The organism is Belnapia sp. (genome assembly GCF_059504005.1).
Genome location: NZ_JCACHU010000179.1, coordinates 1 through 25877, shown reverse-complemented (window position 1 = coordinate 25877; position 25877 = coordinate 1). Strand labels below are relative to the sequence as shown.

Annotated in this window: 18 protein-coding genes; 11 read left to right on the top strand and 7 right to left on the bottom strand. The window is 70.5% G+C overall.

Annotation, left to right across the window (positions count from 1 at the left end):
* Positions 1-148: 148 nt before the first annotated feature.
* Positions 149-598, bottom strand: coding sequence for an ester cyclase (locus AC5JJ1_RS28170; protein WP_495788433.1), 450 nt, complete (start codon positions 596-598; stop codon positions 149-151).
* Positions 595-987, bottom strand: coding sequence for a hypothetical protein (locus AC5JJ1_RS28165; protein WP_495788432.1), 393 nt, complete (start codon positions 985-987; stop codon positions 595-597). The genes AC5JJ1_RS28170 and AC5JJ1_RS28165 overlap by 4 nt, the downstream gene beginning before the upstream one ends.
* 1153 nt (positions 988-2140) lie before the next feature.
* On the opposite strand from AC5JJ1_RS28165, the gene AC5JJ1_RS28160 reads away from it, so the two are divergent.
* The 5 genes from AC5JJ1_RS28160 (at position 2141) to AC5JJ1_RS28140 (ending at position 7577) form a co-directional block, all read left to right on the top strand.
* The gene (locus AC5JJ1_RS28160) at positions 2141-3985 is read left to right on the top strand and encodes an AsmA family protein (RefSeq protein ID WP_495788431.1); all 1845 of its coding nucleotides are present in this window, start codon (positions 2141-2143) and stop codon (positions 3983-3985) included.
* 317 nt (positions 3986-4302) lie between these two features.
* Positions 4303-4587, top strand: a complete 285-nt coding sequence (locus tag AC5JJ1_RS28155) for a hypothetical protein (RefSeq protein ID WP_495788430.1) — start codon at positions 4303-4305, stop codon at positions 4585-4587.
* On the top strand, positions 4485-4934 hold the full coding sequence (locus AC5JJ1_RS28150) for a sigma factor-like helix-turn-helix DNA-binding protein (RefSeq protein ID WP_495788464.1): 450 nt from the start codon (positions 4485-4487) through the stop codon (positions 4932-4934). The genes AC5JJ1_RS28155 and AC5JJ1_RS28150 overlap by 103 nt, the downstream gene beginning before the upstream one ends.
* A 42-nt stretch (positions 4935-4976) precedes the next feature.
* Positions 4977-5723 (top strand): ZIP family metal transporter, encoded by a 747-nt coding sequence (locus AC5JJ1_RS28145; RefSeq protein WP_495788429.1) that lies wholly within the window; start codon positions 4977-4979, stop codon positions 5721-5723.
* 384 nt (positions 5724-6107) lie between these two features.
* Complete coding sequence (locus AC5JJ1_RS28140; RefSeq protein WP_495788428.1) at positions 6108-7577, top strand: phospholipase D-like domain-containing protein; 1470 nt, start codon at positions 6108-6110, stop codon at positions 7575-7577.
* Between the two features lie 146 nt (positions 7578-7723).
* Here AC5JJ1_RS28140 and AC5JJ1_RS28135 read toward each other — a convergent pair whose 3' ends face one another.
* The 3 genes from AC5JJ1_RS28135 to AC5JJ1_RS28125 form a co-directional block, all read right to left on the bottom strand.
* Positions 7724-8137 carry an antibiotic biosynthesis monooxygenase family protein gene (locus tag AC5JJ1_RS28135; protein ID WP_495788427.1) on the bottom strand — a complete coding sequence of 138 codons (414 nt, stop codon included), beginning with the start codon at positions 8135-8137 and terminating at the stop codon, positions 7724-7726.
* A gap of 218 nt (positions 8138-8355) precedes the next feature.
* The gene (locus AC5JJ1_RS28130) at positions 8356-9495 is read right to left on the bottom strand and encodes an oxidoreductase (protein WP_495788426.1); all 1140 of its coding nucleotides are present in this window, start codon (positions 9493-9495) and stop codon (positions 8356-8358) included.
* Between the two features lie 179 nt (positions 9496-9674).
* The gene (locus tag AC5JJ1_RS28125; protein WP_495788425.1) at positions 9675-9860 is read right to left on the bottom strand and encodes a hypothetical protein; all 186 of its coding nucleotides are present in this window, start codon (positions 9858-9860) and stop codon (positions 9675-9677) included.
* Between the two features lie 408 nt (positions 9861-10268).
* Between AC5JJ1_RS28125 and AC5JJ1_RS28120 the strand changes: the two genes are divergently transcribed.
* On the top strand, positions 10269-10646 hold the full coding sequence (locus tag AC5JJ1_RS28120; protein ID WP_495788424.1) for a YkvA family protein: 378 nt from the start codon (positions 10269-10271) through the stop codon (positions 10644-10646).
* 127 nt (positions 10647-10773) lie between these two features.
* Here AC5JJ1_RS28120 and AC5JJ1_RS28115 read toward each other — a convergent pair whose 3' ends face one another.
* A complete protein-coding gene (locus tag AC5JJ1_RS28115) occupies positions 10774-14964 on the bottom strand; it encodes a PAS domain S-box protein (protein ID WP_495788423.1) in 4191 nt (1396 codons plus the stop codon).
* 587 nt (positions 14965-15551) lie between these two features.
* On the opposite strand from AC5JJ1_RS28115, the gene AC5JJ1_RS28110 reads away from it, so the two are divergent.
* On the top strand, positions 15552-16391 hold the full coding sequence (locus AC5JJ1_RS28110) for a PhzF family phenazine biosynthesis protein (protein ID WP_495788422.1): 840 nt from the start codon (positions 15552-15554) through the stop codon (positions 16389-16391).
* A 306-nt stretch (positions 16392-16697) separates the two neighbouring features.
* Here AC5JJ1_RS28110 and AC5JJ1_RS28105 read toward each other — a convergent pair whose 3' ends face one another.
* Positions 16698-17198, bottom strand: a complete 501-nt coding sequence (locus AC5JJ1_RS28105; RefSeq protein WP_495788421.1) for a cytochrome P460 family protein — start codon at positions 17196-17198, stop codon at positions 16698-16700.
* A 512-nt stretch (positions 17199-17710) separates the two neighbouring features.
* Between AC5JJ1_RS28105 and AC5JJ1_RS28100 the strand changes: the two genes are divergently transcribed.
* From AC5JJ1_RS28100 to AC5JJ1_RS28085, 4 genes are all read left to right on the top strand, one after another.
* A complete protein-coding gene (locus tag AC5JJ1_RS28100; protein WP_495788420.1) occupies positions 17711-21016 on the top strand; it encodes a non-ribosomal peptide synthetase in 3306 nt (1101 codons plus the stop codon).
* Positions 21017-21410: 394 nt separating this feature from the next.
* Positions 21411-23786, top strand: a complete 2376-nt coding sequence (locus AC5JJ1_RS28095; RefSeq protein ID WP_495788419.1) for a condensation domain-containing protein — start codon at positions 21411-21413, stop codon at positions 23784-23786.
* Positions 23787-23859: 73 nt separating this feature from the next.
* Positions 23860-24675, top strand: a complete 816-nt coding sequence (locus tag AC5JJ1_RS28090; RefSeq protein WP_495788418.1) for an ABC transporter permease — start codon at positions 23860-23862, stop codon at positions 24673-24675.
* 27 nt (positions 24676-24702) lie between these two features.
* Positions 24703-25860 carry an ABC transporter ATP-binding protein gene (locus AC5JJ1_RS28085; protein WP_495788417.1) on the top strand — a complete coding sequence of 386 codons (1158 nt, stop codon included), beginning with the start codon at positions 24703-24705 and terminating at the stop codon, positions 25858-25860.
* Positions 25861-25877: the final 17 nt, after the last annotated feature.

The window sequence follows — 25877 nt, the reverse complement described above, 5'->3', positions numbered from 1 at the left end:
GGCCGGACACCGCCATCCTGCCTCGGCCGCCGGGCTCACGGAGCCCGGCCCGGCGCGGTTGACCGCGCCCTTCTTCGCTGCACTTTAATGCCAGGATTCTCAGGACATGCAACATCCCGCAGCGTGCGAGCCGCGGCGGCGTCCGGCGCTAGGCCAGGATCATCGGGGCCAGGACGGGTGCCATCAGCATCTCGAATTCGAGGTTGGTGGCGCTGACGATGTTCTCGACGATCAGCCCGCCCTGCAGCCGGGCGACATGCGTCTCGTCGAGCAGGATGACCCGGCCCGTCGCGGGCAGGCCGAAGAACGGCTTGGCATGGCGCTGGCGGGAGTGGAAGCGGGTGACGACGCGGGTGCCGTCGGCGGATTCGAACTGGTCGACGATCTCGAGCGGCGCTTCGGCGGGGAATGCGTCGACGAAGGCGGCGATGACCGACTTGTACTCGTCGAGCCCGTCGATCGGCCCCATGGGCTTGAGGCCGGTGATGCCCTGGATGCGCGGATGCGCGGTGGCGTCGGCTGCGGCGAAGTCGGCCCGGCCCAGGAAGCCTTCGGCGAAGCGGCGGACGATGTCGGCATTGCTCGGCATGGTGCTCATCCCTTGTAGATCGTCTCGGCGCGGAAGGCGCCGGGCGGGTCCCGGTGCAGGGCCCAGTAGGCCTCGGCGATGCGGTTGGGGTCGAAGGCGGTGCCGGGGGCGACGGCGCCGGCGATGGTGACCGTCGCGGCATGGATCCCCTGCGGCACGAGCCCGGCATGAAGCGAGGCTGCCAGGCTGCGCAGCCCCGCCTTGCCGATGGCGAGCGAGGCCGCCGCCGGTGAACGGCAGGCTGCCCCGCCCCGCGCGCCGCATTCCGGGGAGGACGGACTGCACGGCCGCCATCGCCCCGCCACCTTGACCGCGAAATTGGCCGCCAGCGCCGCCGGCGCCAGGGCGGAGGGGCCGAGGCTGGCGGGCGTCATGCAGAAGGCGTCGTAGACCAGCACCTGGGTGTCCGCCGGCAGCGCCGCGGCGAGGCTCGCGGGCTCCCCGGCATCGGCCGCGGCGAGGCTGATGCCCGGGCCGGCATGGCGCGGGGTCGCGGGAAAGGCAGACCAATCCGGAAGCCGCCGGCGAGGAAGCGCTGCGCCACCGCGGCCCCCATGCCGGCGCCGAAGCCCACCACGGCGCAGATGGCCCCCGGACCCGACATCGCCACCTCCCTCCCCATGCCCGGCAAAGCCTGCACCAGCGGTAGCGGTCGAGCCAACCGAATTGGATCGCCGTCGGCATCGGCTGGATCTGCGTCCTGGCGGCTTCGAGGCCCTGGCGCGCGAGGGGGTGTCACCCGGGCGGCAGAGCGGCTCGGCCTGCATGCGGCCGACGCACGTCCTGCGTCGGCTGCGGGAGGGGGAGCGGTGGGACCCTTGTCTCCCCCTTGGTGGCAGCAGCGCGTTGCCCTTGTGCGCCTGTTGCTGCACCGGCCGCGATGGGCATTCACGGACAAGGCGAGCCAGGACGCGACGATGCGGCTCCCGGCCGAGAGCCTCCCGGGACCGCGCCGGCGTCCATCGGCCCTCGCCTGAAGCTCGGGCGACACCACAACCGGGTCGGCGGAGGGGGTGCGGCTCGGGCTGCGGGTATCCGACGAGGCGTTGCTGTTGCTTGCCTGGCGGCGGCCGGCGTCCGCCCCGCCCGTGAACGCGGCCGGCGACGCGTCGCGGTCCCGCAGCCGCTGCAAGCCGTCCAGGCGGGCAAGGCCGGGAGTGGCGTGGCTGGGGATGAGCATCGGCCCGGCAACTCGTTGTCGGCTGTCCGGTTGCCTAGGTGGTGTCACGGGGTCGCGGCGCGGGGCTGGGCGATCCAGGGTCCAGGCGCCGGGATGCCGCCTCCGCCCGCCGTGGTGCCTCGCTGCGGCTGGCGCCGGGTCCGGTGCGTTCGCTGCGCCATTCACGGGAGCCGTTGCATGTCCATATGGGAGCCGAGCGCCGGCGTCGACTCCGTCGATCCCTGCCAGCCTCGCTGGGAGCGCGGGCACCGGCGGGATGCTGCGTGGCCTGGTCACCGACCAGCCAAGGCCGCGCTTGCGGCCGGGCCTGCCGCGTCGATGCCCGGTTTCGGGCCTGGCCGGCCTCGGCACCCCGATGGGACGGCAAGGCCATGAGCGCGGCCCGCACGGCTGCCCGGGTTGCGCTGGTCGCCGTGGCGATCGCCGGAGCGGCCGCAGCGGCGGCCCTCGCCTTCGGTCCCCGCCTGCTGCACGCGGCCATCGAGCGGGCCGGCCCCGCGCTGATCGGGCGCGAGGTGCATGCCGGTGGCGCGGCGATCGACTGGGGACGCCGGACCACCTTGGCCGCGACCGACCTTTCGGTCGCCAACGCTGCCTGGGCGGCGAGGCAACCGATGCTGAGTACCGCACGCGCCGCGGTGACCTTCGACCTCCTCGACCTGCTGCGGCTCCGCCTGGCGCCGGCGGCGATCGAGGTCCGCGATCCCGTGCTCCGGCTGGCCAGGAATGCCGAGGGGGAATGGAACATCCCCGGCGGGGGTTCCTCCACCAGGGGCGGATCCGAGGCGGGGGAGGGGCATCGGGCCACCTCCTGGGCGCTCAGGGCCCTGCGGGCGCTGCACGTCGAAGGGGGCGAGGTGATCCTGGACGATCGCGCTTCCGCGGCCGTCGATGCCCATGTCACCGGGCTTTCGGTGCGCCCGCAGGACTCGCGGGATGGCATCGCCGCCGAAGGGCGGATCGCGCTTGGGGCTGCTGCACCCATCCCCTTCTCGGTGCAGGCCGGGCCCTTCGCCGGGCGACCCGGCGAGGCGGGGCTCGAGCCCATACCGGTCCGGGTGGCGCTGGGTCCCGAGACGGCCCGGCTGTCGGCCGACGGCCGGGTTGCGGTGCCGCCCGGGATCGATGGCCTCGACATGCAGGTCGAGGCCCATGGCGAGGACCTGTCGCCGCTGCTCGCGGCCCTGGGCGGGCTCCAGGTCCCGCCGACGCCGGCCTTCGAGGCCTCGGCGAGCGTGAAGGGGGTGGGGCGGGAGCTGCGGCTGCGCGACATCTCGGCCCGGCTCGGCGGCAGCCGCATCGAAGGCAAGGCGAGCCTCGCCCTCGGCCCCCGGACCAGGCCGCGCCTGTCCTTCGACCTCGACGCTCCGCAGGCCGCCCTGGCCGACTTCCGCTGGCTCGGCCCGGCCGGCGCTTCCCCGCCCGGGGCCGGAGGCGGCGATGTCCCGACAGGCTGGCTGGACATGGCCGACATGCAGGGGTCGCTCCGCCTGGCCGAGCTCAAGGGGCTGGCCGACGGCGGCTCGCTCCGGGCCGGTGTCGAGCTCAGCGACCGGGTGCTGCGGATCGATCCGTTCCACCTCGCGCTTGCCTCGGGCTCCGCCTCGGGCCATGCGGTGCTCGACGCCGCGGAGGGCCCGCCTTCCGTCGCGCTGCACGTCGAGGCGAAGGGGTTGCGCCTCGAGCCGCTGCTGGCGGCGGTGGGCACGCAGATGGTCGAAGGCGCGCTGACGACAGCCTCCGCCACCCTGCATGGCCGCGGGACGAGCTGGGGTGCCATCGCGGGCAGCCTGGACGGCCACGCCCGGTTCCGGATCGACGACGGCACGATCGCCCCCTCGCGCGTGCGGCACATGGCGCTCGGCCTGGGGGAGGCGTTCGGCCTCGTCTTCGGCGCGCAGCCCGAGGCGACGCCGCTGGTCTGCGCCATCGGCGACATCCCGGTGCAGCAGGGGGTGGCCCGTGCCGAGCGGCTGGTCGCCGTCCTGCCGAGCGTTGCGATCACCGCGGAGGGCGAGGCGCGGCTGGGCGAGGGGACCATCCAGCTCCGCCTCACGCCGCAGCCGCTCGACGGGGCGGTGCTGCGCCTCCTCGCACCGGCCGATGTCAGCGGCAGCCTGTGGTCACCGGAGGTGGAGGTGCACACGACGCTCGGCTCCGGGCCGGAGCAGGCGTCCGCGGCCCGGATCTGCGGCCAGGATGGGCGCAAACCCTGAGCGGGTTTCGCCACCTGGAGCCCCGCCGATGGGCATCGCGCTTCGGCGGGGATGCGCCGGCCCCTTCGGGGGCGGGCCATGCCGTCCGCGCCCTCGTCGCTGCGGAGATGCACGGGCTCCCTCGGTGCTCCTCCGGGGTATCGGAAGCGCGGGTGCGGTCACCCTTCCGCCCGGCATGACCGGGCTCCGAGGCGAGGGACCATGCATGCGCGACCCGTTCTACGACCAACTCATCGCTGCATTGCCCCGCTTGCGCATCCAGGCCCTGGCGCTCGCCCGCGGCCGCAGCGAAGGCCGAGGACCTGCTCCAGGACACCGTGACGAAGGCGCTGGCGGCGCGGGACACCTCCGAGCCGGGCACGAACTTCGCCGCCTGGACTGCGACCATCCAGCGGAACCATGTCATGGGCCTGGCGCGCCACCGCTGGCGCCATGCCGGTGGCGTCGACAGCTTGCGTGAGGACCAGCTTGCCGTCCCGGCCGGGCGCAGGAGAGGCGGCTGCAACTGCGCGAGCTTGCGGAGGCGCTGTTCCTGGTTGCGCTTCAGGGCATGTCCTACCACGAGGTGGCGGAAGCGACCGGCTGCCCGGTCAGCACGGTGAAGAGCCGTGTCTGGCGCGCGCGTGCCTCGCTGCAGGCGGAGCTCACGGGACGGGCACTGCCTCGCGGCATCGGACGACTGCCGCGGGCTGCGGAGGCCGAGGGCCGAAGCCATCCGCGCATGGGACCGGAAGCGCGCGCGGCGGGTAGCGTGCCTTGCGATCTCGCCGGACCGGATTGCGCGGCAAGGCCTCCTCGGCCAGTGGGTTGGGCGCTTCCGCTGGCGCGGGCCGGCCGCGTCGGCTTGGTTGCGATGGGCGGAAGCGCGGATCCCAGCAGCCGCGATGCTTGGGCTCGCTCTCCCCGTCGGCGGCCCGGCGGGACTGGGGCGGCGGAACCCCACCCGTAGCAGTGGGTTCGACGATCGGTGGGTATCGGTGGCGGAGGACCTATGCCGGTCGCGGTCCAGGCGGGGCTCTGGGGATTGCTGAGCGGCTCGGCCCTGGTGATCGGGGCGGCCCTGGCCTGGTTCCTCCCGGTGCCGCGGCGGCTGGTCGCGGCCATCATGGCCTTTGGAAGCGGCGTCCTGATCTCGGCGCTGTCCTTCGAGCTGATGGACGACGCGTACCGGCGTGGCGGCTTCGACGCGACGTCGATCGGCTTCCTCGGCGGGGCGGCGGTCTACACGGCGGCCAATATCTGGCTGTCGCGTCGCGGCGCGCGCCACCGCAAGCGCTCCGCCGGCCAGCCATCGGGCGGGGAGGGCGGCGGCATGGCCATCGCGGTCGGCGCCCTGCTGGACGGCATTCCCGAGAGCATCGTCATCGGCGTCAGCATGATCGCCGGCGGTGCGGTCAGCTGGGTCGCGGTGACCGCCATCTTCCTGTCCAATGTTCCCGAAGGCCTCTCGAGTGCGGCCGGGATGAAGCAGGCGGGCCGCTCGGCCGCTTATGTCTTCGGCCTGTGGGCCGGGATCGCGGCGGTCTCCGGCCTCGCCGCCTGGGTGGGCTATGCGGTGTTCAGCGACTTCCCGGCCGGTGTCATCGCCGCGACCCAGGCCGTCGCGGCCGGCGCCATCCTGGCCATGATCGCCGATACGATGATCCCCGAGGCCTTCGAGGCCGCGCATGACTATGCAGGCCTCATCACCGTGGCCGGCTTCCTCGCAGCCTTCGTCCTGTCGAAATGGGGCGGCTAGAGCGGCTTCCCTTCGCCTTGGCGCGCGGAAGCCGCTCCGGCCTGTTGTCCAGGCAGGCCAATGGCGCCAGCAGGCCGCTCGGCAGCCGGCCGCGGCGGGGTGCGCATTCCGGCATGGCGCCGCGCGGCGGCTCGCCCCGGCTGAGGGTCGCGGGAGGATGCCGGGGTGCCATGACCAGGCGTCGGGCCCGTCGCAGGGTGCCGCAGGCCGGCTGGCCCAGGCCGGCGGCACGCCGGCGCAGCCTCGGGCCTCCCCCGGCGATGAGCGAAACCAGGCCCGGATCGCGGTGTTCGCCTTGGCGCCGGCGCGCAGCCTGGACAGTACGGCGGAGGCACGTAGCAATAGGCCTGGACGCCGTCACGGCGGGGAGCGAAGACGAGAACGATGCCCGGCCGACCCATCCTGCAACCCGGCGGAACCTGCTGGCGCATCGAGCGCGCCAGTCGGGCCGCGCTCGTCGTGGACGCGGCCGGCTATTTCCGCGCGGTCAAGGCGGCAATGCTGCGCGCCCGTCATGCGATCATACTTATCGGATGGGACTTCGACACGCGGATCATGCTGGAGCGGGAGCCGGCACACCCCAAGGCGCCGAACTCGCTCGGAGGGCTGCTGTCCTGGATCGCGGAGACCAAGCCGCATCTCAGCATTCACATCCTGCGCTGGGACCTGGGCGTCGTGAAGGTCCTCGGCCGCGGGACGACGGTCTTCACGGTGGCCCGCTGGCTCTGGCGCGGGCGCATCCATATCGGGTTGGACGGAGCGCATCCGACCGGCTCGGCCCATCACCACAAGATCGTCGTGATCGACGACGCCCTCGCCTTCTGCGGGGGGATCGATATGACGGCCGACCGCTGGGACACCCGCGAGCACCTGGACGACGAGCCGTGGCGCCGCCGGCCGACCACGCGGCGCCGCTATGGCCCCTGGCATGACGCCACGATGGCGGTTGACGGTGCCGCCGCGCGCGCGCTCGGCGAGCATGCGCGGGAGTGCTGGAGGCTGGCCCGCGGCGAGCGCCTCGACCCGCCTCCGGCCGGGTCGGATCCCTGGCCGGACGACCTCCGGCCCACCTTCCGCGAGGTCGAGGTGGCCATCGCCCGCACCGCCCCGGCCCATGGGGAACGGCCCGAGACCCGCGAGATCGAGGCGCTGTACCGGGCGGCGATCGGGGCGGCCGAACGGTTCGTCTACATGGAGAGCCAGTACTTCGCGTCGCGCGCCGTGGCCGAGGCGATCGCCACGCGCCTCTCGCAGGCGGAGGGCCCGGAATTCGTCGTGGTCAATCCATCGAATGCGGAGGGATGGCTCGAGGAGGCGGCGATGGGCTCCGCGCGGGCGCGCCTGCTGGCGATGCTGGGCCATGCCGACCGCTTCGGGCGCCTCCGCATCTATACCCCGGTGACGGCCGGCGGGCAGCCGATCTACGTGCATGCCAAGATCATGATCGTGGATCAGCGCCTGATTCGGGTCGGTTCGTCGAATCTGAACAACCGCTCGATGGGCTACGACACGGAATGCGACCTCGCCATCGAGGCCGCGGAGGCCGAGCGGGCGGGCCCGGTCGCCGCGACCATCGCGTCCTGCCGTGACGACCTGCTGGGCGAGCACCTTGGCGTCGAGCCGAGGCGGGTCTCGGCCGTTCTGGCCCGGACGGGCAGCCTGATCGCAACGGTCGAGGAATTGCGGGGGGGCACGGGGCGCACCCTGCGCCCCTTCCAGCCACCGCCTGTGAGTGGGCCGGAGCGCTTCCTGGCCGATCACGAACTGCTGGACCCCGAGCGCCCGAGGGCGTTCTACGACGTGCTGACCAAGAGTCCGTTCCTGCATCGCCTGCGCCACCTGCGGGCCCGGTAGGGGGAGGGCCCGGGGCGAGGGACGATGGTGTCCCCGCCGCACAGGCATGGCCGGGCAATCCCGTCGGCCGGGAGGCGCGGCCAGCCGGGTGATCTTGCCGCCGAGCGTTCCGGCCGTGGCGCCTCCCGCGACGGTACGCGCGTGGCTCAGGCACCGGATGGTGGATAGGACGTCTCGACCGTGAACAATGCCGGATTCGCTTCGATCCGCTGCGCCAGGTCGCCGAATATCTCGGTCGGGTTCACCGCCGCGATGCCGGCATGGAAGGCTTCTGCCGATGCCCAACGGTTGACGTTGATGAATTGAAACCGCACGCCGTCGGGATTGACCGCCCGATGCAGGCCGCCGCCGAGGAAGCCCGGCTGCTGGCTCAACCGCTCCATGACGGCGTGGTACGTCGCCAGGTATTCGTCCCGCAGCGCGGCAGGCACGACGAATGGGTTGATCAGTACGACCTCGGTCACGGCGGTCTCCCATACCGGTTTGGATGCCGGCAAGGTGGCTGGCTTTGCCGCCCGCCGATCGACTTCCTGCGCGAGCGGCTCGCCGAGGTGCCGCACTGGGTCTCCTCCATCCCGCGCTGAGCGGGGAAGGTCGGTGCGGCCGGGGCGGTGCTTGCCTGGGCGGCCGACCTCGTCGCCTTCGCATCCGGCTACCTTGCCCAGGCACTGTCGACCCCGTCCGCCTGACGCCGGCGCGGTCGGGCCGCCGAGCGCTTGCAGGGGCGATGCGGCGATCATGGCCGCAGCGGAAGCAGCGGCCGGGCATGGGTAGAGGCTCAGGACCTGGCCGAGGCCGCCGGCCAGCCATGCGAGTTCTCCGAACCCGGGCGGTTGTTCAGCCACCAGGACCAGTCCTGCGGCAGGAGCGAGAAGGGGTCGTCATGCGCCAGCTCCCGCGCGGCCCAGATCGGCCAGTGGGGGTTGGCCAGGGCCGGGCGGCCCAGGAACACGAGGTCGATCAGCTCCTCGCGGATCACCCGGTCCGCGATCGCCGGCGTTCCGAGGTTCCAGCTGACCGCGACCGGGATGCCGCATTCGCGCCGGACGCGGTTGCCCCGCTCCACCATGAAGGCGGCCTGCGAGAAGGGCGGCTCGCGCAGGTCGTCGGTGTTCATGCCAAGGCTCAGATCGGCCAGGTCCAGCCCGTGCCGCTTCAGCTCGCCGACCGCCCAGACCGCGTCGTCGAATTGCACCCCGTCCGGATGCAGGTCGTCGGAGCCGAGCCGCATGGTCAAGGGCAGCCGCTCCGGCCACACGGCGCGCACGGCATCCAGCGCCTCGCGGTGGAAGCGCAGCCGGTTCTGCAGGCTGCCGCCATATGCGTCCGTCCGCTGGTTGGCGAGCGGCGAGAAGAAGCTTGCCCCCAGGTAGCCATGGGCGAAATGCATCTCCAGCCATTCGAAGCCGGCTGCCAGGGCCCGCCGCGCCGCATCGGCATAGGCCTGGTGCAGGGCGTGGATCTCGGGAACACTCAGCGCCTGCACCGGGTAGGTGTAGCGGCCGCCATAGGTGATGGCGGATGGCCCGCGGACCTGCCAGCCATCCGGGTGATCCGGGGCGAGTTGGCGCTTGCCCTCCCACGGCTTCTGCTCGCTGCCCTTGCGTCCGGTATGGCCGAGCTGGATGGCGGGGACGGCCCCCATCTCCTTCACCAGGGCGCAGACGCGGGCCAGGCCCTCCACCTGGGCGTCATCCCAGAGGCCGGCGCAGCAGGTGCCGGTGCGGCCGTCCGGGGTGATGGCGATCTGCTCGGGGAAGACCAGGCCGAAGCCGCCGGCGGCGCGCGAGCCCATCAGCATGACGTGGTAGTCGCCCACCCTGCCGTCCACCGACCGGTACATGGTCATGGGCGACATTGCGATGCGGTTGCGGAGGGTCACGCCCTTCAGGGTGTAGGGGCTGAACAGGTCGGGCATGAAGCCTTGTCAATGAAGTGCCTGCGATATCAGGGCTTTCCAGACTGGTGAGGTCAAGCGGGACCTGCACGGCCTTCAGCCTGCCGGCTCGCCTGCCGACGGGCGTGACCTGGGCTGGACCAGGGCCTGGGTGCCAGCGTCATGCGGGCATGGCGCTCCGGCCCGCCCGTTGCGGCCTGCTAGCCTCGCTGCTGCGCCTTCGCCGCCCGGAGGTGCTTGCGCCAGCCCTTCGACTTGCGTGCCGTGCGTGGCGGCGTCATCGCTTCCTTCGCTGGCGCGATGCGCTCGAGCGCCTGGCGGGCGGCGCGGGCCGCCGTGGCAACGGGTTTGCCAACCGCCGCGCTCAGCATTTCGGAGATGGTCATGCAGGTCGTCCCTTTGCAGCTCATGGGGCGCTTTCCACCCCGCTGCCAGACAACGCAGCCAACCCGAACCGGTGGCACGGATGGCCTCGCGCCTTGGGCCGCAGGCCCGTACCGGCGGCGGAAGCGCCCCATCCGACCTTTCGGCCATCTCGGCTGCCGCGGCGCAATTGGTCAGCCCTTGCCGCCTGCGGCATCGCGGGCGGTGGCCGCGGGTGCCGTCTGAGGCTGGCCCTTGTCCGCAACGGGTGCCCGCGGTGCACGCGAAGCACCCACCCGCACCGCGATGCCGGCACCGGCGCCTTGCCCGGGCGGAACAGGCGATCCCATCGGATCTGGCGTCTTCGGGGGAAGGCAGACTTCGGGCGAAAGTCCAGGTAATCGAATGGGCAGGCTGGATGGGCGACGCAGGTGCTGAAACGGATCAAGGCTTGGGCGCAGGCCCTCAAGCGTGACGTTCACGCGCTCTACCTTGCGGCTCGGGACCCGCGGACGCCCTGGTACGCGAGGGCGTTCGCCCTGGCGATTGCCGCCTATGCCTTGTCGCCCATCGACCTCATTCCCGACTTCATCCCGGTGCTCGGCTACCTCGACGAAGCCATCCTGCTGCCGCTGGCGATCCTGTTGGCCGTTCGGATGGTTCCGTCCGACATCATGGCCGAGCACCGCATGGCCGCCGCGAAGGCCGGGGGGCGGGCGGTCAGCCGTGCGGGCGCCGTGTTCATTGTCACGGTTTGGCTTCTGGCGGCGGCTCTCCTGTGGTGGGCATGGCCGCAAGGCGCGAAGTAACCGCGCCGTTTGCGGGTCCCTCAAGCTTCCGTTCCATTGTTCGAGTTGGACGTCGACTTGCAGCGTCCAATGGTAGGGCGGAGGGTGATGCAACCGGGGTTTGGGGGGCTACTTCCCGCTCAGGCCATCAGGGCCGCTTGGACACATGACCCAACGCGGCGCTCAGCTCGTCACGACGGAACGGCTTGGTAAGCCGCGGCAGGTCAGCCGCTATGCCGTCGGTCTCGGCGTATCCTGAAATGATCAGCATCGCCAGTCCGGGCCGGACCGATTGCGTCGCGCGGGCGAGGTCGGTGCCGTTGATGCCGGACATGAGGTGGTCGGTGACAAGCAGGTCAAATCGCGCACCGCTATCGATCAGCCGCATCGCCTCCTCGCCCGAGGCCGCCTCGACGACGACATAGCCGAGCTCCGCCAACATCTCGGCCGTGCTCCGGCGAACCAGCTCCTCGTCGTCCACCAGCAGCGCCGTACCCCGCGATGCATCGATGGGCGCCGCACCGGGCGCGGCGTCGGTCGCTTCCGGAGCGGCATCGCTGCGAGGAAGCCAGAGCTCGACATTCGTGCCGAGCCCGGGCCGGCTTCGTATGGTCAAGGCGCCGCCGAGCTGCAGGGCGAGGCCATGCACCATCGACAGGCCGAGGCCCGTGCCCTTGCCGACGCCCTTGGTCGAGAAGAACGGCTCGACCGCGCGCTTCAGCGTTGCCTCGTCCATGCCGGCGCCGGTATCCGCGACCGAGAGTCTCACATATGCCCCCTGCCTGAGACCGGAGCCATGGCCTGCGCCGACGATCTCGGCACTCGCCGATATGCGGAGTGTCCCGCCGTCGGGCATGGCGTCCCGTGCGTTCACGCTGAGGTTCAGCAGTGCCATCTCGAGCTGGTTCGGGTCGGCCTTGGCTGGCGGCAGGCCGTCCGGTGCCTCGACCACGACCTTGATCTGCGGCCCCGAGGTGCTCGCAACCAACTCGGACATGCCGGTGACGAGCTTGGCGATGTCCACCGGCACCGGCTGCAGCGGCTGGCGGCGGGCGAAGGCGAGCAGGCGCTGCACGAGCGTCTTCGCCCGGTCGGCAGCCAGGATGCCATTGGCGATCAGGCGCTGCTCCCGCTCGCCGCCGACCGCCTTGCGCTGGAGCAGGTCGAGGACGCCGACGATGGGGGTCAGCAGATTGTTGAAGTCATGGGCAACGCCGCCGGTAAGCTGGCCCATCGCTTCCATCTTCTGGCTCTGGCGCAGCGCCTCCTGCGCGGCTTCGAGCTCGGCCAGCCGCTCCCGCTCCGCGGTCACGTCGCGGCCGATCGCAACCACGACCTCGCCCTGCGGCACGGCGGTCCAGGAGATCCAGCGATAGCTGCCATCGGCATGGCGGTACCGATCCTCATGGCCGCTCAGGGCGGAACCGGACGCCAGCTCGCTGAGGCCCCGCACGCCGTACTCGACATCGTCCGGGTGCTTGAGCTCCACATGGCGCCGGCCTTCGGCCTCGCTGGCCGGATAGCCGAGGATGCGCTCCCAGGCCGGGCTGGCCTGGCGCAGCACGCCGTCGATGCTCCAGACCGAGATGATGTCCCGGCTGAGGTCCCAGATGCGGTCCCGCTCGCGCGTGCGCTCGGCCACCGCGGCCGCGAGCGTTTGCGCCGTCTGGTGAAGGCGCTCCTTCTCGCGGCGCTCCGCCGTGACATCGAGGTTCACGCCGGTGAGCCGGATCGGCGTGCCGTCCGGCCCATCGACGGCCACGGCCTGCGACCGGATCCATCGCATCTCGCCGGTCCCGGCCATGAGGCGGAAGTCGAAGTTGAAGGAGCCCCCGTTGCGCGCTGCCGCCTGCACCAGCGGCTCTGCTTCGGCCCGGTCCTCCGGGTGGAGCGCTTCGGCCCAGGCCGCATAGAGCTGCGTCGCCGGCGTGCTCGGGTCGACGCCCAGCAGGCCGTACATCTCGGGAGACCAGGTGATCTCGTCGGTGACGAGGTCCCAGTCCCAGACCCCGAGGCCGGCGGCCTGCTTGGCAAGCCGCAGGCGTTGCTCGCTGCGGCGCAGCTCGGCCTCCGCGGCCCGCATGGCGCTGATGTCCTGCACCGAGACGACGACGCGCCCAGGCTCACCCGGCAGGGGGGCCGACGAGATCCGGACCGGAAAGCGGGAACCGTCGCGCCGGCGATACTCCTTCTCGAAGGGGTCCCACCAGCCGCGCTCCCGCGCCTGGGCGACGGCCGCCTCGTCCAGGGGCAGGTATTCAGGCAGCGTGAACTCGCGCCAGTCCCAGCGCCCCTCGTCGAAATCGGCACGGCTGTGGCCGGTCATCCGGAGGAAGCATTTGTTGACGGTCAGCGTCTCGCCCGAGCCCGTATCGAAGATCGTCAGCCCCATGAGCTCCGAGTCGAACACGCCCCGGAACAGGGCTTCGCTGTGCCGCAGCTTCTCCTCGGCGCGCTTTGCCGGGGTGATGTCCTGAACGAGGGCATAGACGCCCTCCACGCGGCCGCCGGCAAGGCGGGGCACGTAATCCACATGCACATGGCGGTCGTGCCCCGGCGCATAGGTCATGCGCTGCTCGAAGGTGATCGTCTCGCCGGCGAAGACGCGGTCGAGGTGTGGCCGCACCTGCGCATAGGCCTCGGCGCCGATGACATCGGCGGCGTGCCTGCCGACGATGTCGGCCTTCGGCCGCTTGAACCAGAGTTCGTAGGGCCGGTTGACAAAGCGGTAGCGCCGCTCCGCATCGAGGTAGGAGACCAGCACCGGGAGCGTGTCCGCCAGCTGCTGCAGCTCGCGCTCGCTGGCCTGCAGCGCCGTTTCGGCCCGGGCACGCTCCACCGCGCTCCAGGTCCGTTCGGCCACCTCCTCGGCCAGCGTCACCTCGTCATCCGTCCAGACCCTTGGCTCCGGCTCGTGAACATAGAGGAATGCGGCGAAGCGCCCGCCCTTGATCAGCGGCACCGCGATGATCGCGCGCAGATCGATGCTGGCCCAGGTTTCGGCAACATCCTGGCCGCTTGCCCGTGGGTCGGCCGCGCTGTCGTCCACCCGCAGCGTGCGCCCCGCGCGAAGCTCGGCCGCGATCGTCGTGCCGAAGCCGTCCAGCAGCCGGGCCTCTCCTGCAAGGCTCGGCAGGCGGCCGGCCCAGTCGCGCTCGACCCTGATCACCTCCCCGGAGGAGTCCAGCTCGCCATAGCCGGCGCGCGCGACGCCCAGGTGGCGGCCAAGCATCTCGGCGGCGGCAAGCGTCACCTCGGCCGGGTCGCTCAGGCGCCGCAGCCGGTCCCCCAGCGCGAGCAGGAATCCCTGCCGTGCCTCGCTTCGGCGGAGCGCTTCGCGCGTGGCGATCGCTTCCGTGACGTCATGGCCCTCGCAGGCGATGCCAACGACCCGGCCAGCTCCGTCGACCACGGGCTCGTACACGAAGTCGAGGTAGAGTTCCCGCTCGGTGCCGGCGGGGTCGGTGCGCAACCTGACGGCGGCGGCCTTGGCGACATAGCGCTCGCCGGTGGCGTATACCCGGTCGAGCAGCTCGACGAAGCCCTGGTCTGCGAATTCGGGGAAAACCTGCCGCACCGGCTTCCCGATGAGATCTTCGTGCCCCAACAGCCGCCGATGGGCGGCATTGGCGAAGGTACAGATGTGCTCCGGCCCCTCGAACATGCACATGAACCCGGGGGCCTGGTCGAACATGCGGCGCTGGCGATCGACGAAGTAGGCGCGCTCCCGCTCGGCCTGATCCCGCTCGATCGCGATGGCGGCGATGCGTGTGCCGAAGCGTGCGATCTGAAGCTCGCGTTGGCTCGCTTCGCGTGCCTCGTCGAAGGCGAGCATGAGGGAGCCCAGGCAGGTGCCCGCGCTTCCCAGGATCGGCTCGGACCGGCAGGCCCGGATGCCGTGCTCGAGGCACAGCTCCCGCCAGGCCGGCGCCCAGCGGTCATCGGCGGCGATATCGGTGCAGATCGCAGGCTCGCCGCGATACACCACCTGTCCGCAGGTGCCGATAGCCAGTGTCGAAATGGGCGCGTCCCGGACGCCGTCACCGAACGGGCTGCGCGGATCGGCGGCGAAGCTGCGGGCGAAGACCTTGCCGTCGGCGGCCGGGAGCAAGATATAGCCGCGCGTCGCCGGCTGGAGCGACGACACTGCGGCCGCGATGGCGACAAGGCAGGTTTCGAGGGAGCATCCCCTCGCCACGGCTTCCAGCAGCTCGCTTTGGATGACCGCGATCTGCTCGCCCCAGGTGACTGGATCGTCGCCCAGGATGTCGTGCCGAGGCGCGAATGGATGACTGGGCCGGTCGTTCGGGGCAGTGCTTGGGGTTGAAGCTGCGGTCACCTTCAATCCTCTCGCGGGTCCCTGTGATTGCCAAACGCGAAGGTTTCGATGATCTAGCGTGCCTGAGCGGCAGCGTCATGCGAGAAGCCGGTGAGCGACCTGCGGTGACGGCATGATGGGGCGCCAGCCGTTGGAATATGGGGTGTCATCCTACCCCGTCAGGTGGATAACGGAGCCAGGCCTTTACGTCGCTTCCAGTCGTGCCCGCCTGATACCGGTGATTGTCGTCCAACTCTCCGTGTTCCTTGGCTTCGGCTGCGCGGCCCGGCCCGGCCAGGGCTGCCGGCCGCAAGGGCGTCATGGCGGCGCTCCCGGCGCCGGTGGTGCATGCCCTCGCATAAGCCTGGATCGGGGCGGTGCCGCGGGGTGCCCGAGCTGTCCTGTTGGATGGGCCGCTCCTTGGGACCGTATTGCCGGTCGCGCCATAGGAGGCCGCTGGTGGGATCAGCCTGTTGCGCGGCGTCCTTGGGCGGCGTGATGGTGTGCTGCCCGGACGCCGGAACAGTTTTTGCCGCCTCGATGCGACCGTACCGGGCCATCGGCGCGCTCGGGGAGGAGGTTGGGTGTCGCGCGCAGGGAGACCAGCCATGCCGGATTACGCATTCCACCAGGTCGACGTGTTCGGGGGACGAAGCCTGGGGGGCAACCCGCTCGCGGTCGTTGCCGGCGCCGACGGCCTGCCCGACGGGACGATGGCCGCCTTCGCCAACTGGACCAATTTGAGCGAGACCACCTTCCTACTCAAGCCGACGAGGCCCGAGGCAGACTACCGTGTCCGCATCTTCACGCCCGCCCGCGAGCTGCCCTTCGCCGGTCATCCGACCCTCGGCAGCTGTCATGCCTGGCTTGCGGCCGGGGGGATGCCTCGCGGCGAGGACATCGTGCAGGAGTGCGATGTGGGGCTGGTCCGCATCCGCCGGGAGGGGGAGAGGCTGGCCTTCGCCGCGCCGCCGCTCCTGCGCTCAGGGCCGGTTGACGAGGAGCTTGTCGCGCGCATCCTGCGCGGCCTCGGGCTCGGGGCCGAGGCGGCGGTCGATGCGAGCTGGGTCGATAACGGGCCCGGTTGGGTCGCCGTGCTGCTGCGTTCGCGGGCCGAGGCGCTTGCGGCAACTCCCGACTACGCCGTGCTCGGCGATGTGCCGCTGGGCGTGGTCGCGCCCTGGGATCGGGACAGGGATGGGACGGACGCTGATTTCGAGGTGCGCGGGTTCGTGTGCCGCGAGGGCTACGAGGATCCGGTGACCGGCAGCCTGAACGCCAGCATCGCCCAATGGCTGGTGGGCAGCGGACGGGCGCGGGCTCGCTACATCGCATGCCAGGGAACGAAACTCGGGCGCCAGGGGCGCATCCACGTCAGCAGCGACGGCGGGCAGATCTGGGTAGGGGGCCGGGTGGCAACCGTGATCGAGGGCAGGGTGTCGCTGTAGGACCGCCCGCCGCCAAGCCGAGCGCCTGCGCGGGCTGCCGGAGGCGTGGCCAGTTGACCTGCGGGCCCTGCGCACCTTGCCTCGGCCGCACATGCGAAGCGTCCAAGGTCGGAGATGTGGGCGAAGGCCCGGACGTCACCGCGCCTTCCCATCCCTGGCTCTACCGGCAGGCCGGATGCCGACGAGCAGGCCATGTTCGAAAGCCTCTGCCGCGCGATGGGCGAAAGGTTCAGCCTGTCCGAGGCCCGTTCGCGGCGATGACCGGGATGACGCCGCAAGCCTCCGCTGCGTCAGCGGGCAAGGGCGCTATGGCGCGTAACGGGTGAAGACGAAGTCGTCCGTCTTCGACGCACGCGCGTGGCAGGGGGCGCATGTGTTGAGCAGGGCCTCGCTGCGGTTCGGCTTGCCGTCTTCGAATTGGCCATATCCCCAACCGCCCGTGCCGGCGTATCTCTGGGAATCCTTGACGCTGATCTGGACGTTGGTGGCAGCGCCCGGGACAAAGGATTGGGCCTGACCGAAGACCGCATTGTTCTCGGCGGAGGGTACGTACTGCCACGCCAGTCTTGCGATGATCGCACCGTCGGGGAAGGGGCGCGTGCCGTCCCGGAAAGCCCTCACGGCGATGTCGTTGCCGAGAATGGCCCGGATGTCGTTGAGGCTGCCTGCCTCATGAGCCACGCTGATCAGCCGCCAGTCGCGATACCCGGCAGGGATCCTGACACCGAATACCGCCGATGCGTCGTCGTCTGCGCTCCCCAGCGCATTCGAAGCAAGCCCCAGGACGCATATGGCCGCCACGGCCATGCGCGCCCGACGAGATGGCCACCACATGCCGCCCTCCTCCGCTTTCGCTCATGTGCCGGCATCATGTGGTTCCTGGCCGCCGCATGGAACCCCATCCCGATCCCGGTGAGCGCCGTGGCTGCGGCGTCGCAGGTCTGCCGTGCCGTCGGGTCAAGCGATCCGAGGGTTAGGTCAACCGCTTCCGGAAAGCAGTATCCGGCATGGAAGCGTCTGGCGGCAGTGAGCGCATTCCGCCATCTACCGGGCCGGGTTCTGCCCTCAGGCCTTCAGTCAGGTTGACGGTATTGGAGACCATCAATTCGGAGAGTATCCGGCGCCGACCCTGCCGCTCCATTCCGGCAAAAGCCGAAGAACATGGCAGTTCCGCTTGTTGCCTCCTGGATCGCGTTTCTTTCAGGGCCGTTCCATTTCGCCTGAGGGTTGGCCGGAAGTCGTCTAATTTCACGAAATCCTGCACGGAAAAAGCGCTTCAGGGCCTTGTTGTGCCGGGCCAAGCAATGGGATGTGGGCGCATGAAGCCGATCGAAGAAACACCGGAAGGTGCCCGCTTCCCGACCTCCTTCGCCCAGCGCATGTTTTGGCTGCTGGAGCAGATCGAACCGGACACGCCCGCATACAATCTGCCGCGGGCGCTGCTGATCAAGGGCCGCCTCGACACCACGGCGTTGCACGAGAGCTTCCTGGCGCTCATCGAGCGATACGAGGCGCTGCGCACGAGCTTCACGGAGCAGGATGGCGATATCCTGCAAGAAGTCCACCGGGCTGCGGCGATCGACCTTCCGTTCGGTGACCTCTCCCATTTGCCCGCCGCCGAGGCCAGGGCCGAGGCGCTGCGGCTGGCGGCGGAGGAGGGGCGCAAGGTCTTCGACCTCGGCCGTGCCCCGTTGCTGCGCCTCCGCCTGCTCCGCCTCAGCCCGGAGGAGCACTTGCTGGTGCTGGTCATCCACCACATCGTCACTGACGGCTGGTCGATGAGCATCATCTTCGAGGAGATCGCCGAGCTCTACGAGAGGCGGATGGCGGGCCGGCAGCTCGACCTGTCGCCGTTGCCGCTGCAGTACACCGATTTCGCCCGCTGGCAGCAGGATCACCTCACCGACGAGGCCCTGGCCACCGATATCGACTACTGGGAGACCAGTCTCCGTGGCGCTCCCGACCTGCTGGAACTGCCGACCGACCGCCCGCGGCCGGCGGTCCAGAGCCATCACGGGTCGCTGCACAGCTTCAGCATCGATGCCGCCCTGACCGCCCGGCTGAAGGAGGCCTGCACGCGGGAGGGTGCAACGCTCTTCATGGGCCTCCTGGCGAATTTCCAGGTCCTGCTGTCGCGCTACAGCGGCAGCCAGGACATCCTGGTGGGCACTCCCGTTGCCGGGCGCAATGATCCGGACCTTGGCAAGCTGATCGGCTGCTTCGTCAACACCCTGGTCATGCGCACGGACCTCTCGGGCGATTGCGGCTTTCTGCAGGTGCTGCAGCGGGTGCGGGAGGGGGCACTCGGCGCCTATGCGCATCAGGACCTTCCCTTCGAGCGGCTGCTCACGCATCTCAAGCCGGAGCGCAACCGCAGCCACACGCCGCTCTTCCAGGTGATGTTCATCCTCCAGAACGCGCCGAAGCAGGTGGCGCGTATGCCGGGGCTGGAGATCGAGGAGCTCGAATTCGACAGCGGCCTGGCGAAATTCGACCTCACGCTGGAGGTGGTGGAGCATAAGGACGGGCTCTACTGCCAGTTCGAATACAGCTGCGACCTGTTCGAGGCTGCGACGATCAAGCGGATGGCGCGGCACTTCGTCAACCTGCTCTCGGAAGCGCTTGCCGCGCCGACGGTCCCGGTGTCGCGGCTGCCCCTGCTCGACGAGGCGGAGCGGCAGCGGATGCTGGTGGAGTGGAACCGCACCGCGGCCGACTATCCCCGGGATCTGCGCATCGAGCAGGCCTTCGAAGCGCAGCTTCGCCGTGCCCCGGACGCCGTCGCGCTCATCGAGGCCGGGCGCCCGATCACCTATGCCGAGCTCGATCGCCGCGCCAACGGGGTCGCCCATGCGCTGCTCGGGCAGGACATCCCAGCGGATGCGCCGGTCGGCGTGCATCTGGGCCGCTCGGCGGAGGCCTTTGCCGCCATCCTCGGCATCCTGAAAACCGGGCATCCCTATGTGCCGCTCGACGTGTCGCAGCCGGCTGCCAGGCTGCATCGCCTCGTCGCCGATTGCGGCTGCCGGCACATCCTGACGAAGCGTGAGCTGGTCGGGACGCTGCCCGAAACCGTCACGACCGTCCTGCTGGACCCGGACTCGGCCGTCTGGGCCGGGCGCCAGGACGCGCCGCCGGCGCCCGCCGCGGGCAGCGAGCTCGCCTATGTCATCTACACCTCGGGATCCACGGGCGATCCCAAGGGCGTCATGGGCACGCATCGCGCGACCATCAACCGGTTCGAATGGATGTACCGCACCTACCCCTTCGCATCGGGGGAGGTCTGCTGCCAGAAGACGGCGCTCGGCTTCGTGGATTCCATCTGGGAGATGTTCGGCCCGCTGCTGCGCGGGGTGCCGAACCTCATCATCCCGGACGACCATGTCGTCGATCCGGAGAGGCTGCTCGCGCTGCTGGCGCAGGAGCGGGTGACGCGCATCGTGCTGGTGCCGACCCTGCTGCGCGTGCTGCTCGACCATGCGCCCGATCTCGGGGCGCAGGTGCCGCAGCTGAAGCTCTGGACCACCAGCGGCGAGTACCTGCCGGACGACCTGGCGCGGCGGTTCCGCGCCGCCTGCCCCGGGGCCGTGCTGCTCAACCTCTACGGCTCCTCCGAGGTGGCCGCCGACGTCACCTGGCATGAGGTGCGGGAGTTGCGCGGCGACGAGCCCGTGCCCATCGGCAAGCCCATCGCCAACGCCCAGGTCTATATCCTCGACCAGCATCTGCAGCCGGTCCCGGTGGGCGTGGCGGGCCAGATCCATGTCGGCGGCGACTGCCTCTCGGCCGGCTATTGGCGCAGGCCGGACCTGACGGCGGAGCGCTTCCTGCCCAATCCCTTCGGCAAGGGCTCGCCCGTTCTCTTCGCCACGGGCGACCAGGGGCGCTTTCTGGCGGATGGCAGCATCGAATATCTCGGCCGCCGGGATGGCCAGGTGAAGATCCGTGGCTACCGCATCGAGCTCGGCGAGGTGGAGGCGCATCTGGCGGCGCATCCGGGCGTGCGGCAGGTCGCGCTGGCCGCCCTGGCGGGGCCGGACCCGAACTCGAAGCAGCTCGTGGCCTATGTGGTGGGCCAGAACGGGGCCATGCCGGCCGCCGAGGACCTGCGCGCATTCCTGCGCGGCCGGCTGCCGCAATACATGGTGCCGGCGGTCTTCGTCGACATGCGGGAGCTGCCGCTGCTGCCGAGCGGCAAGATCGACCGCCGCGCCTTGCCGGTGCCGCCCGCGGCCGAGGCGAGCGCGGCGCCCTGGCATGTGGCGCCCCGGAACGAGACGGAGGCCGGGCTGGCTGCGATCTGGTGCGACCTGCTGCACCTCCCGGAAGCGGGGGTGACGCATAATTTCTTCGACCTCGGCGGGCATTCGCTGCTGGCCATGCAGGTGCTGGCGCGCATCCGGAGGCAGTTCGAGGTCGATGTCTCGATCCGCAGCCTGTTCGATGCTCCGACGATCGAGGGCCTGGCCCGGGAGATCGAAAAGGCGAAGGCAAGCGGCGCCGCGCCGCGCCTGCGCGCGATCCGGCCGCGGCAGGAGCCGAGGATGGACACCCTCGCCGCGGAGCTGAGCAAGCTCTCGCCGGAGCAGATCGAGCTGCTGCTGCAACAGGTCCGGAAGAGCTGAGGCCATGCCCGCCGGCACGTCGTTCGTACAGCCATGGGGAAGGGGCCCGGCTCAGCCGGGTCTCCTGCGCAGGGAGGAGCGCTGGCTGCCGGCCCGCAAGCCGCACGGAGGCGTCGGCCGGAAACGCGGTGCAGGCAGAGGCGTTACTGACGGCAGGGAAACGAAGACGTTTTCCACTGCCGGCCCTCGGCAATCTGAGGTGGTGGTCTCGGCGATCGGGGAAAGAATTCCAACCGGTGCCGCGGAGATGGGCCCGCAAGGGTTCGGGCCGCCCTGCCTCGCCCTTCACGCCTGGCCTGCTGCCGGTTCACGCTGAAGGGAAACGCCCATTCTCGACCATGGCAGAGACAGCGCCGGCCTTGCCGACAGGCCCGACGCTCCGGAAGCCTTTCCGATGTCCTCCGGGCAGGTCCGGATATGGCTCACCGAGCAATTCATGGGCGCGTCCGCGGCCAACAACCTCAGCTTCGGCCTCCGGCTGGGCGGCGCGCTCAACAACGCCGCGCTGGAACTCGCCTTGCGGGTCATCCTCAGCCGGCATGAGGCGCTGCGCACCACCTTCGACGTCGTCGACGGTGAGCCCGTGCAACTCGTCCACAGGGACAGCCCCAGGGTGCTCGCCGTCACGGACCTGACGGAGGCGCTGGAGCAGGAGAAGGCAGCCTATGCCGCGGCACGGCAGGCGGCCCATACCCCCTTCGACCTGAAGGACGGGCCGCTGCTGCGTGTGCTGCTGATCCGGCTTGGGCCTGAGCACCACATCCTGCTGTGCACGCTGCACCACATCGTCGCGGATGGTTGGTCGCTCGGCTTGTTCGCCCGTGAGCTGGTCACCTGCTATGCGGCTTTCGCCGAAGGTGTGCGGCCGGAGCTGCGCCCCCCGTCACTGCAATACGCCGATTGCGCCCTGTGGGAGCGGGAGTGGCTCGACAGCGAGGATTTCCGGCAGCAGCTGGCACGCTATGCCAACCGGCTGGCCGGCGCCTCCACCCCGCCGCTTCCGGCCGGCGCCGGGGGCCATTCGGCGGCGGGCGCGAGCCGCGCCGTCTGGCTCTCCCCGGAGCTGGTGTCGGCCCTGAGGGCGACTGCGTCCCGGCAGGGAGCGACCGTCTTCGCGCTGTCGCTGACGGCCTTCCTGATCCTCCTCTGGCAGATGTCGGGACGGGAGGACCAGATCATCGGGGTTCCGGCAGCCAGGCGCAGCCGCGTCGAGTTCGAGGAGGTGATCGGCCTCTTCAGCAACATCGTGGTGGTCCGCGCCGATCTTTCCGGCAACCCCGCCTTCGCAGACCTGCTGGGTCGCGCGAAGGAGGCGATGCTCGAGGCGCTGGCGCATGAGGACATTCCCTTCGACCGGCTGGTCCAGGCCCTGCACCCGGCGCGGAGTGCTGGCGGGAACCCGATCTTCGAGACCCTGTTCGCCTCGGTTCCCGCTGCGGCGCCGATGGAGCGTTTCGGCACCCTGACGGCAGCGCCCTACGTCGTCGAGGCTGGGGCGGCTCCGTTCGGCCTCGGCCTCAGCGTCATCGAGGAGCCATCTGGCGCGGGATGGGTGCGCGCAGAGTACCGCACCGGGGCTTTCACTGCCAAGCAGATCGGCAACCTGCTGGAGCATTACGTGCAGCTCCTGGCGGAAGTCGCCGCTCAGCCGCGCAGCCGCATCGCGGAGCTTGGGCCTCCCCCTGCTGCATGGACGCTGCCTGGCCGCGCCGCGCCGCCGCCGCCGGCGGCCCCGCCACCCTCGCGGGCCTCCGCCAAGAGCCGGTCCGACCTGGCCCTGGAAGAGACCGTGGCCGGCATCTGGGAGAAGGTGCTGCAGCGCCGCCCGCCCGATCCCGGCGCGGATTTCTTCGACCTGGGCGGCCATTCGCTGCAGGCGATCGCGGTGGCGCATGAGATCGGCCGCGCCTTGGGCCGGCCGGTTCCGGTCTCGCTGCTGTTCCACGAGCCGACAGTGGAAGGCATGGCGCGTCGGCTCCGCATGGAGGGCCGGTCCCGCTCCGCGGCGATTCCGGTATTCGAGGGAGGGACGCGCCCGCCGCTGTTCGTCGGCGGGTCGACCCCGCAATTCCGCGACCTCAGCCGCGCGCTCGAACCTGAGCAGCCCTTCTTCCAGCTCGACATATTCGCCCTGCAGGAGCAGCGGCTGCTCGCAGGCGAGCCTTTGCTGACCACGATCCCCGATATCGCTGCCGAGTTCCTGCGCGACATCTTGGCGATCCAGCCGGAGGGTCCCTACCTCCTGGCGGGCCAATGCGATGGCGGCATCCTGGCGCTTGAGCTCGCCCTGCAGCTGCGGGCCCAGGGGCGGGAGGTGGCGTTGCTGGCGCAGTTCGACACGCCGGTGAACGGCTACTACGAGCCGATCCATTGGGTGCGGCGGCTGGGCGGACGGGTGCGGCGCGGCCTCGAGATCATGCGCGCCGGCCAGGTCCCCGAACGGCTTCGCCGCCTCCTGCGTGAGCGGCAGGAGCAGAGGTTGCCCGCCACGGCGGAGGAACAGCAGTATCTTCATATCTGGTCGGTCATCTGGCAGGCGGTGCGGGAGTACCGGCAGGGCGGGCGCTATGCCGGAGAGATCCAGTTCTTCCGCGCCGGTGACCGCATCTGGTTCTACCGCGATGTCGCGCAGGGTTGGGACAGGCGGACGGAGCGCATGCGCGTGCATGACGTGCCTGGCGGCCATCTCACCTTCTTCTCGAAGGTGGACAGCCAGCGGCGAGTGGCCGAGGTGATCGGGCGGGCGCTCGGCAGCCCAGTGTCCCAATGAGGGCAGCATGAACAGCGATGTAGAGGTCCTGCACGCCGCAGGCTCCAGCGGCGAGCCCCGGCGCCCGAGGACGGTGATCCGGCCGACGCGGCCGTTCCTGAGCTCCGTTCCGGACGATTTGAGGTCCCTGGCCCGCTACGCCGGCCTCTTCCGCGCGATGACCGCGACCCGGATGAAGATACGCTACCGGCAATCGGTGCTGGGCTGGCTCTGGGCCGTGCTCCAGCCCCTGGCGCTGATGCTGCTCTACGCGGCCATCTTCTCGCATGTCATCGGCTACGACACCGCGCCGGTGCCTTACCCGCTCTATGTGATGGCGGGGCTGCTGCCATGGAGCTTCTGCTCGACGGCCATGAGCACGGCGGCGGGCGGTATGCTGTCGCACCAGCCGCTGATGGCGAAGGTCTATTTCCCGCGCGAGATCGTGCCGCTCTCCTATGTCGCGGCGGCGCTGTTCGACTTCGTGATCGCCCTGCTCGTCATGCTGGGCATGGTGCTGGCCTATGGCCTGCCGGTCACGCCCTGGGCGGTGTCCGCCATGCCGGTCGTCGCGGTCCTCACGCTTCACGCCGCCGCGCTCTGCCTGCTGCTGTCCGCGATGCAGGTGCGCATCCGCGACATCAACGTCGCCCTGCCGCTGATGCTGCAGATCCTGATGTTCGCGGCGCCGGTCGTGTACCCCGCCTCGGCGGTGCCGGAGTGGTTCCGCCCCATCTACTGGGCGAATCCGCTGGCCATCCTGGTGGATGATTTCCGGCATGCCGTGCTGGAGGGCCGCGTGCCGGCGGCCGGCGGCCTGTTGTATTGCGCGGTCTCGGGCGCCGTGTTCTTCCTTCTCGCCTATTGGGCATTCAAGCGCCTGGAGGCCAAGATCGTTGACGAGATGTAGCCGGCCGCCGGAACCGGAATGCGGACCATGATCGATGTGCGCGTCAAAGGGGTGTCCAAGCGCTTCCGGGTGCCGGATCACGGCGAGGGCCGGCGTCGCCTGCTCGGCCTCCTGCCCGGGCGTGAGCTGTTCTGGGCCCTCCGGGACGTGAGCTTCGAGATCCGGCGCGGCGAGGCGCTCGGGGTCATCGGCCCGAACGGGTCGGGCAAGACCACCCTGATCAAGCTGCTCTCGGGCATCACGGCGCCGACCGAGGGAGAGATCGAGATCACGGGCCGGCTTGCCTCGCTGGTGGAGGTCGGCGCCGGTTTCCAGCCGGACCTCACGGGCCGCGAGAACATCTTCCTCAACGGCGCGATCCTTGGCATGAGCTACCGCGAGATCGCCCGCAAGCTGCCGAGCATCGTCGATTTCGCGGAGATGGGCACCTTCCTCGACGTGCCGGTGAAGCGGTATTCCTCGGGCATGTTCGTGCGGCTCGGCTTTTCCATCGCCGCCCATCTCGATGCCGACATCCTGCTGCTCGACGAGGTCCTGGCGGTCGGGGACGTGTCCTTCCAGGCGCGCTGCTTCGAGCGCATCGAGGAGCTGCGGCAGGCAGGGAAGACCGTGCTCCTGATCTCGCATGACCTCGCGGCGATCGAGCGGATCTGCAGCCGGGCCATCCTCCTCAGCGGCGGCCGCGTCCTGCAGCAAGGCGACCCGCGCGATGTCATCGAGGCCTACCAGGCGTCGGTCCAGAGCCTGCTCGCGCAGGATCCGGGCGAGGCATCGGGCCCGGTCACCATCACCGGGCTGACCTTCGACACGGCGGGGGCCGGGCCGGTCGCCACCGGCAAGCCCTTCCGCTGCCGCCTTTCCTACGAGGCGAAGCAGCCGGTGGATGATGCCGTGGTGCGGCTCTCCTTCAACTGGCCAAGCGGATATCTCTGCACGGAACTGGCCACCGAGGCCGGTTTCAGGCTGGAGCAGGGGCCGGGACAGGTGGAGTTCGACTGCCCGCTGCTGACCATGCAGCGTGGCCTCTACAGCGCCGATCTCTGCATCGAGCGGCGGGGCGAGATCCTCCTGTGGCGCCCCCGGTGCGTCATGCTGCGGGTCGGCGCCGGCAGGATCGTCCGCGGCGATTTCTACCTCGAGCACAGCGCCCGCATCCGTACCTCGCCTCTCGCAACCTCGGGCTGATGCACCAGCAGGGCCGC

Excerpts from the sequence above, each read along its gene's own strand:
- AC5JJ1_RS28105 (WP_495788421.1), bottom strand. The coding sequence starts at position 17,198 with ATGGCCGTGGCGGCCATATGCGTCCTGGGGCTTGCTTCGAATGCGCTG.
- AC5JJ1_RS28145 (WP_495788429.1), top strand. The coding sequence starts at position 4,977 with ATGCCGGTCGCGGTCCAGGCGGGGCTCTGGGGATTGCTGAGCGGCTCG.
- AC5JJ1_RS28125 (WP_495788425.1), bottom strand. The coding sequence starts at position 9,860 with ATGACCATCTCCGAAATGCTGAGCGCGGCGGTTGGCAAACCCGTTGCC.
- AC5JJ1_RS28140 (WP_495788428.1), top strand. The coding sequence starts at position 6,108 with ATGCCCGGCCGACCCATCCTGCAACCCGGCGGAACCTGCTGGCGCATC.
- AC5JJ1_RS28095 (WP_495788419.1), top strand. The coding sequence starts at position 21,411 with ATGTCCTCCGGGCAGGTCCGGATATGGCTCACCGAGCAATTCATGGGC.
- AC5JJ1_RS28100 (WP_495788420.1), top strand. The coding sequence starts at position 17,711 with ATGAAGCCGATCGAAGAAACACCGGAAGGTGCCCGCTTCCCGACCTCC.
- AC5JJ1_RS28085 (WP_495788417.1), top strand. The coding sequence starts at position 24,703 with ATGATCGATGTGCGCGTCAAAGGGGTGTCCAAGCGCTTCCGGGTGCCG.
- AC5JJ1_RS28110 (WP_495788422.1), top strand. The coding sequence starts at position 15,552 with ATGCCGGATTACGCATTCCACCAGGTCGACGTGTTCGGGGGACGAAGC.
- AC5JJ1_RS28130 (WP_495788426.1), bottom strand. The coding sequence starts at position 9,495 with ATGCCCGACCTGTTCAGCCCCTACACCCTGAAGGGCGTGACCCTCCGC.
- AC5JJ1_RS28170 (WP_495788433.1), bottom strand. The coding sequence starts at position 598 with ATGAGCACCATGCCGAGCAATGCCGACATCGTCCGCCGCTTCGCCGAA.
- AC5JJ1_RS28160 (WP_495788431.1), top strand. The coding sequence starts at position 2,141 with ATGAGCGCGGCCCGCACGGCTGCCCGGGTTGCGCTGGTCGCCGTGGCG.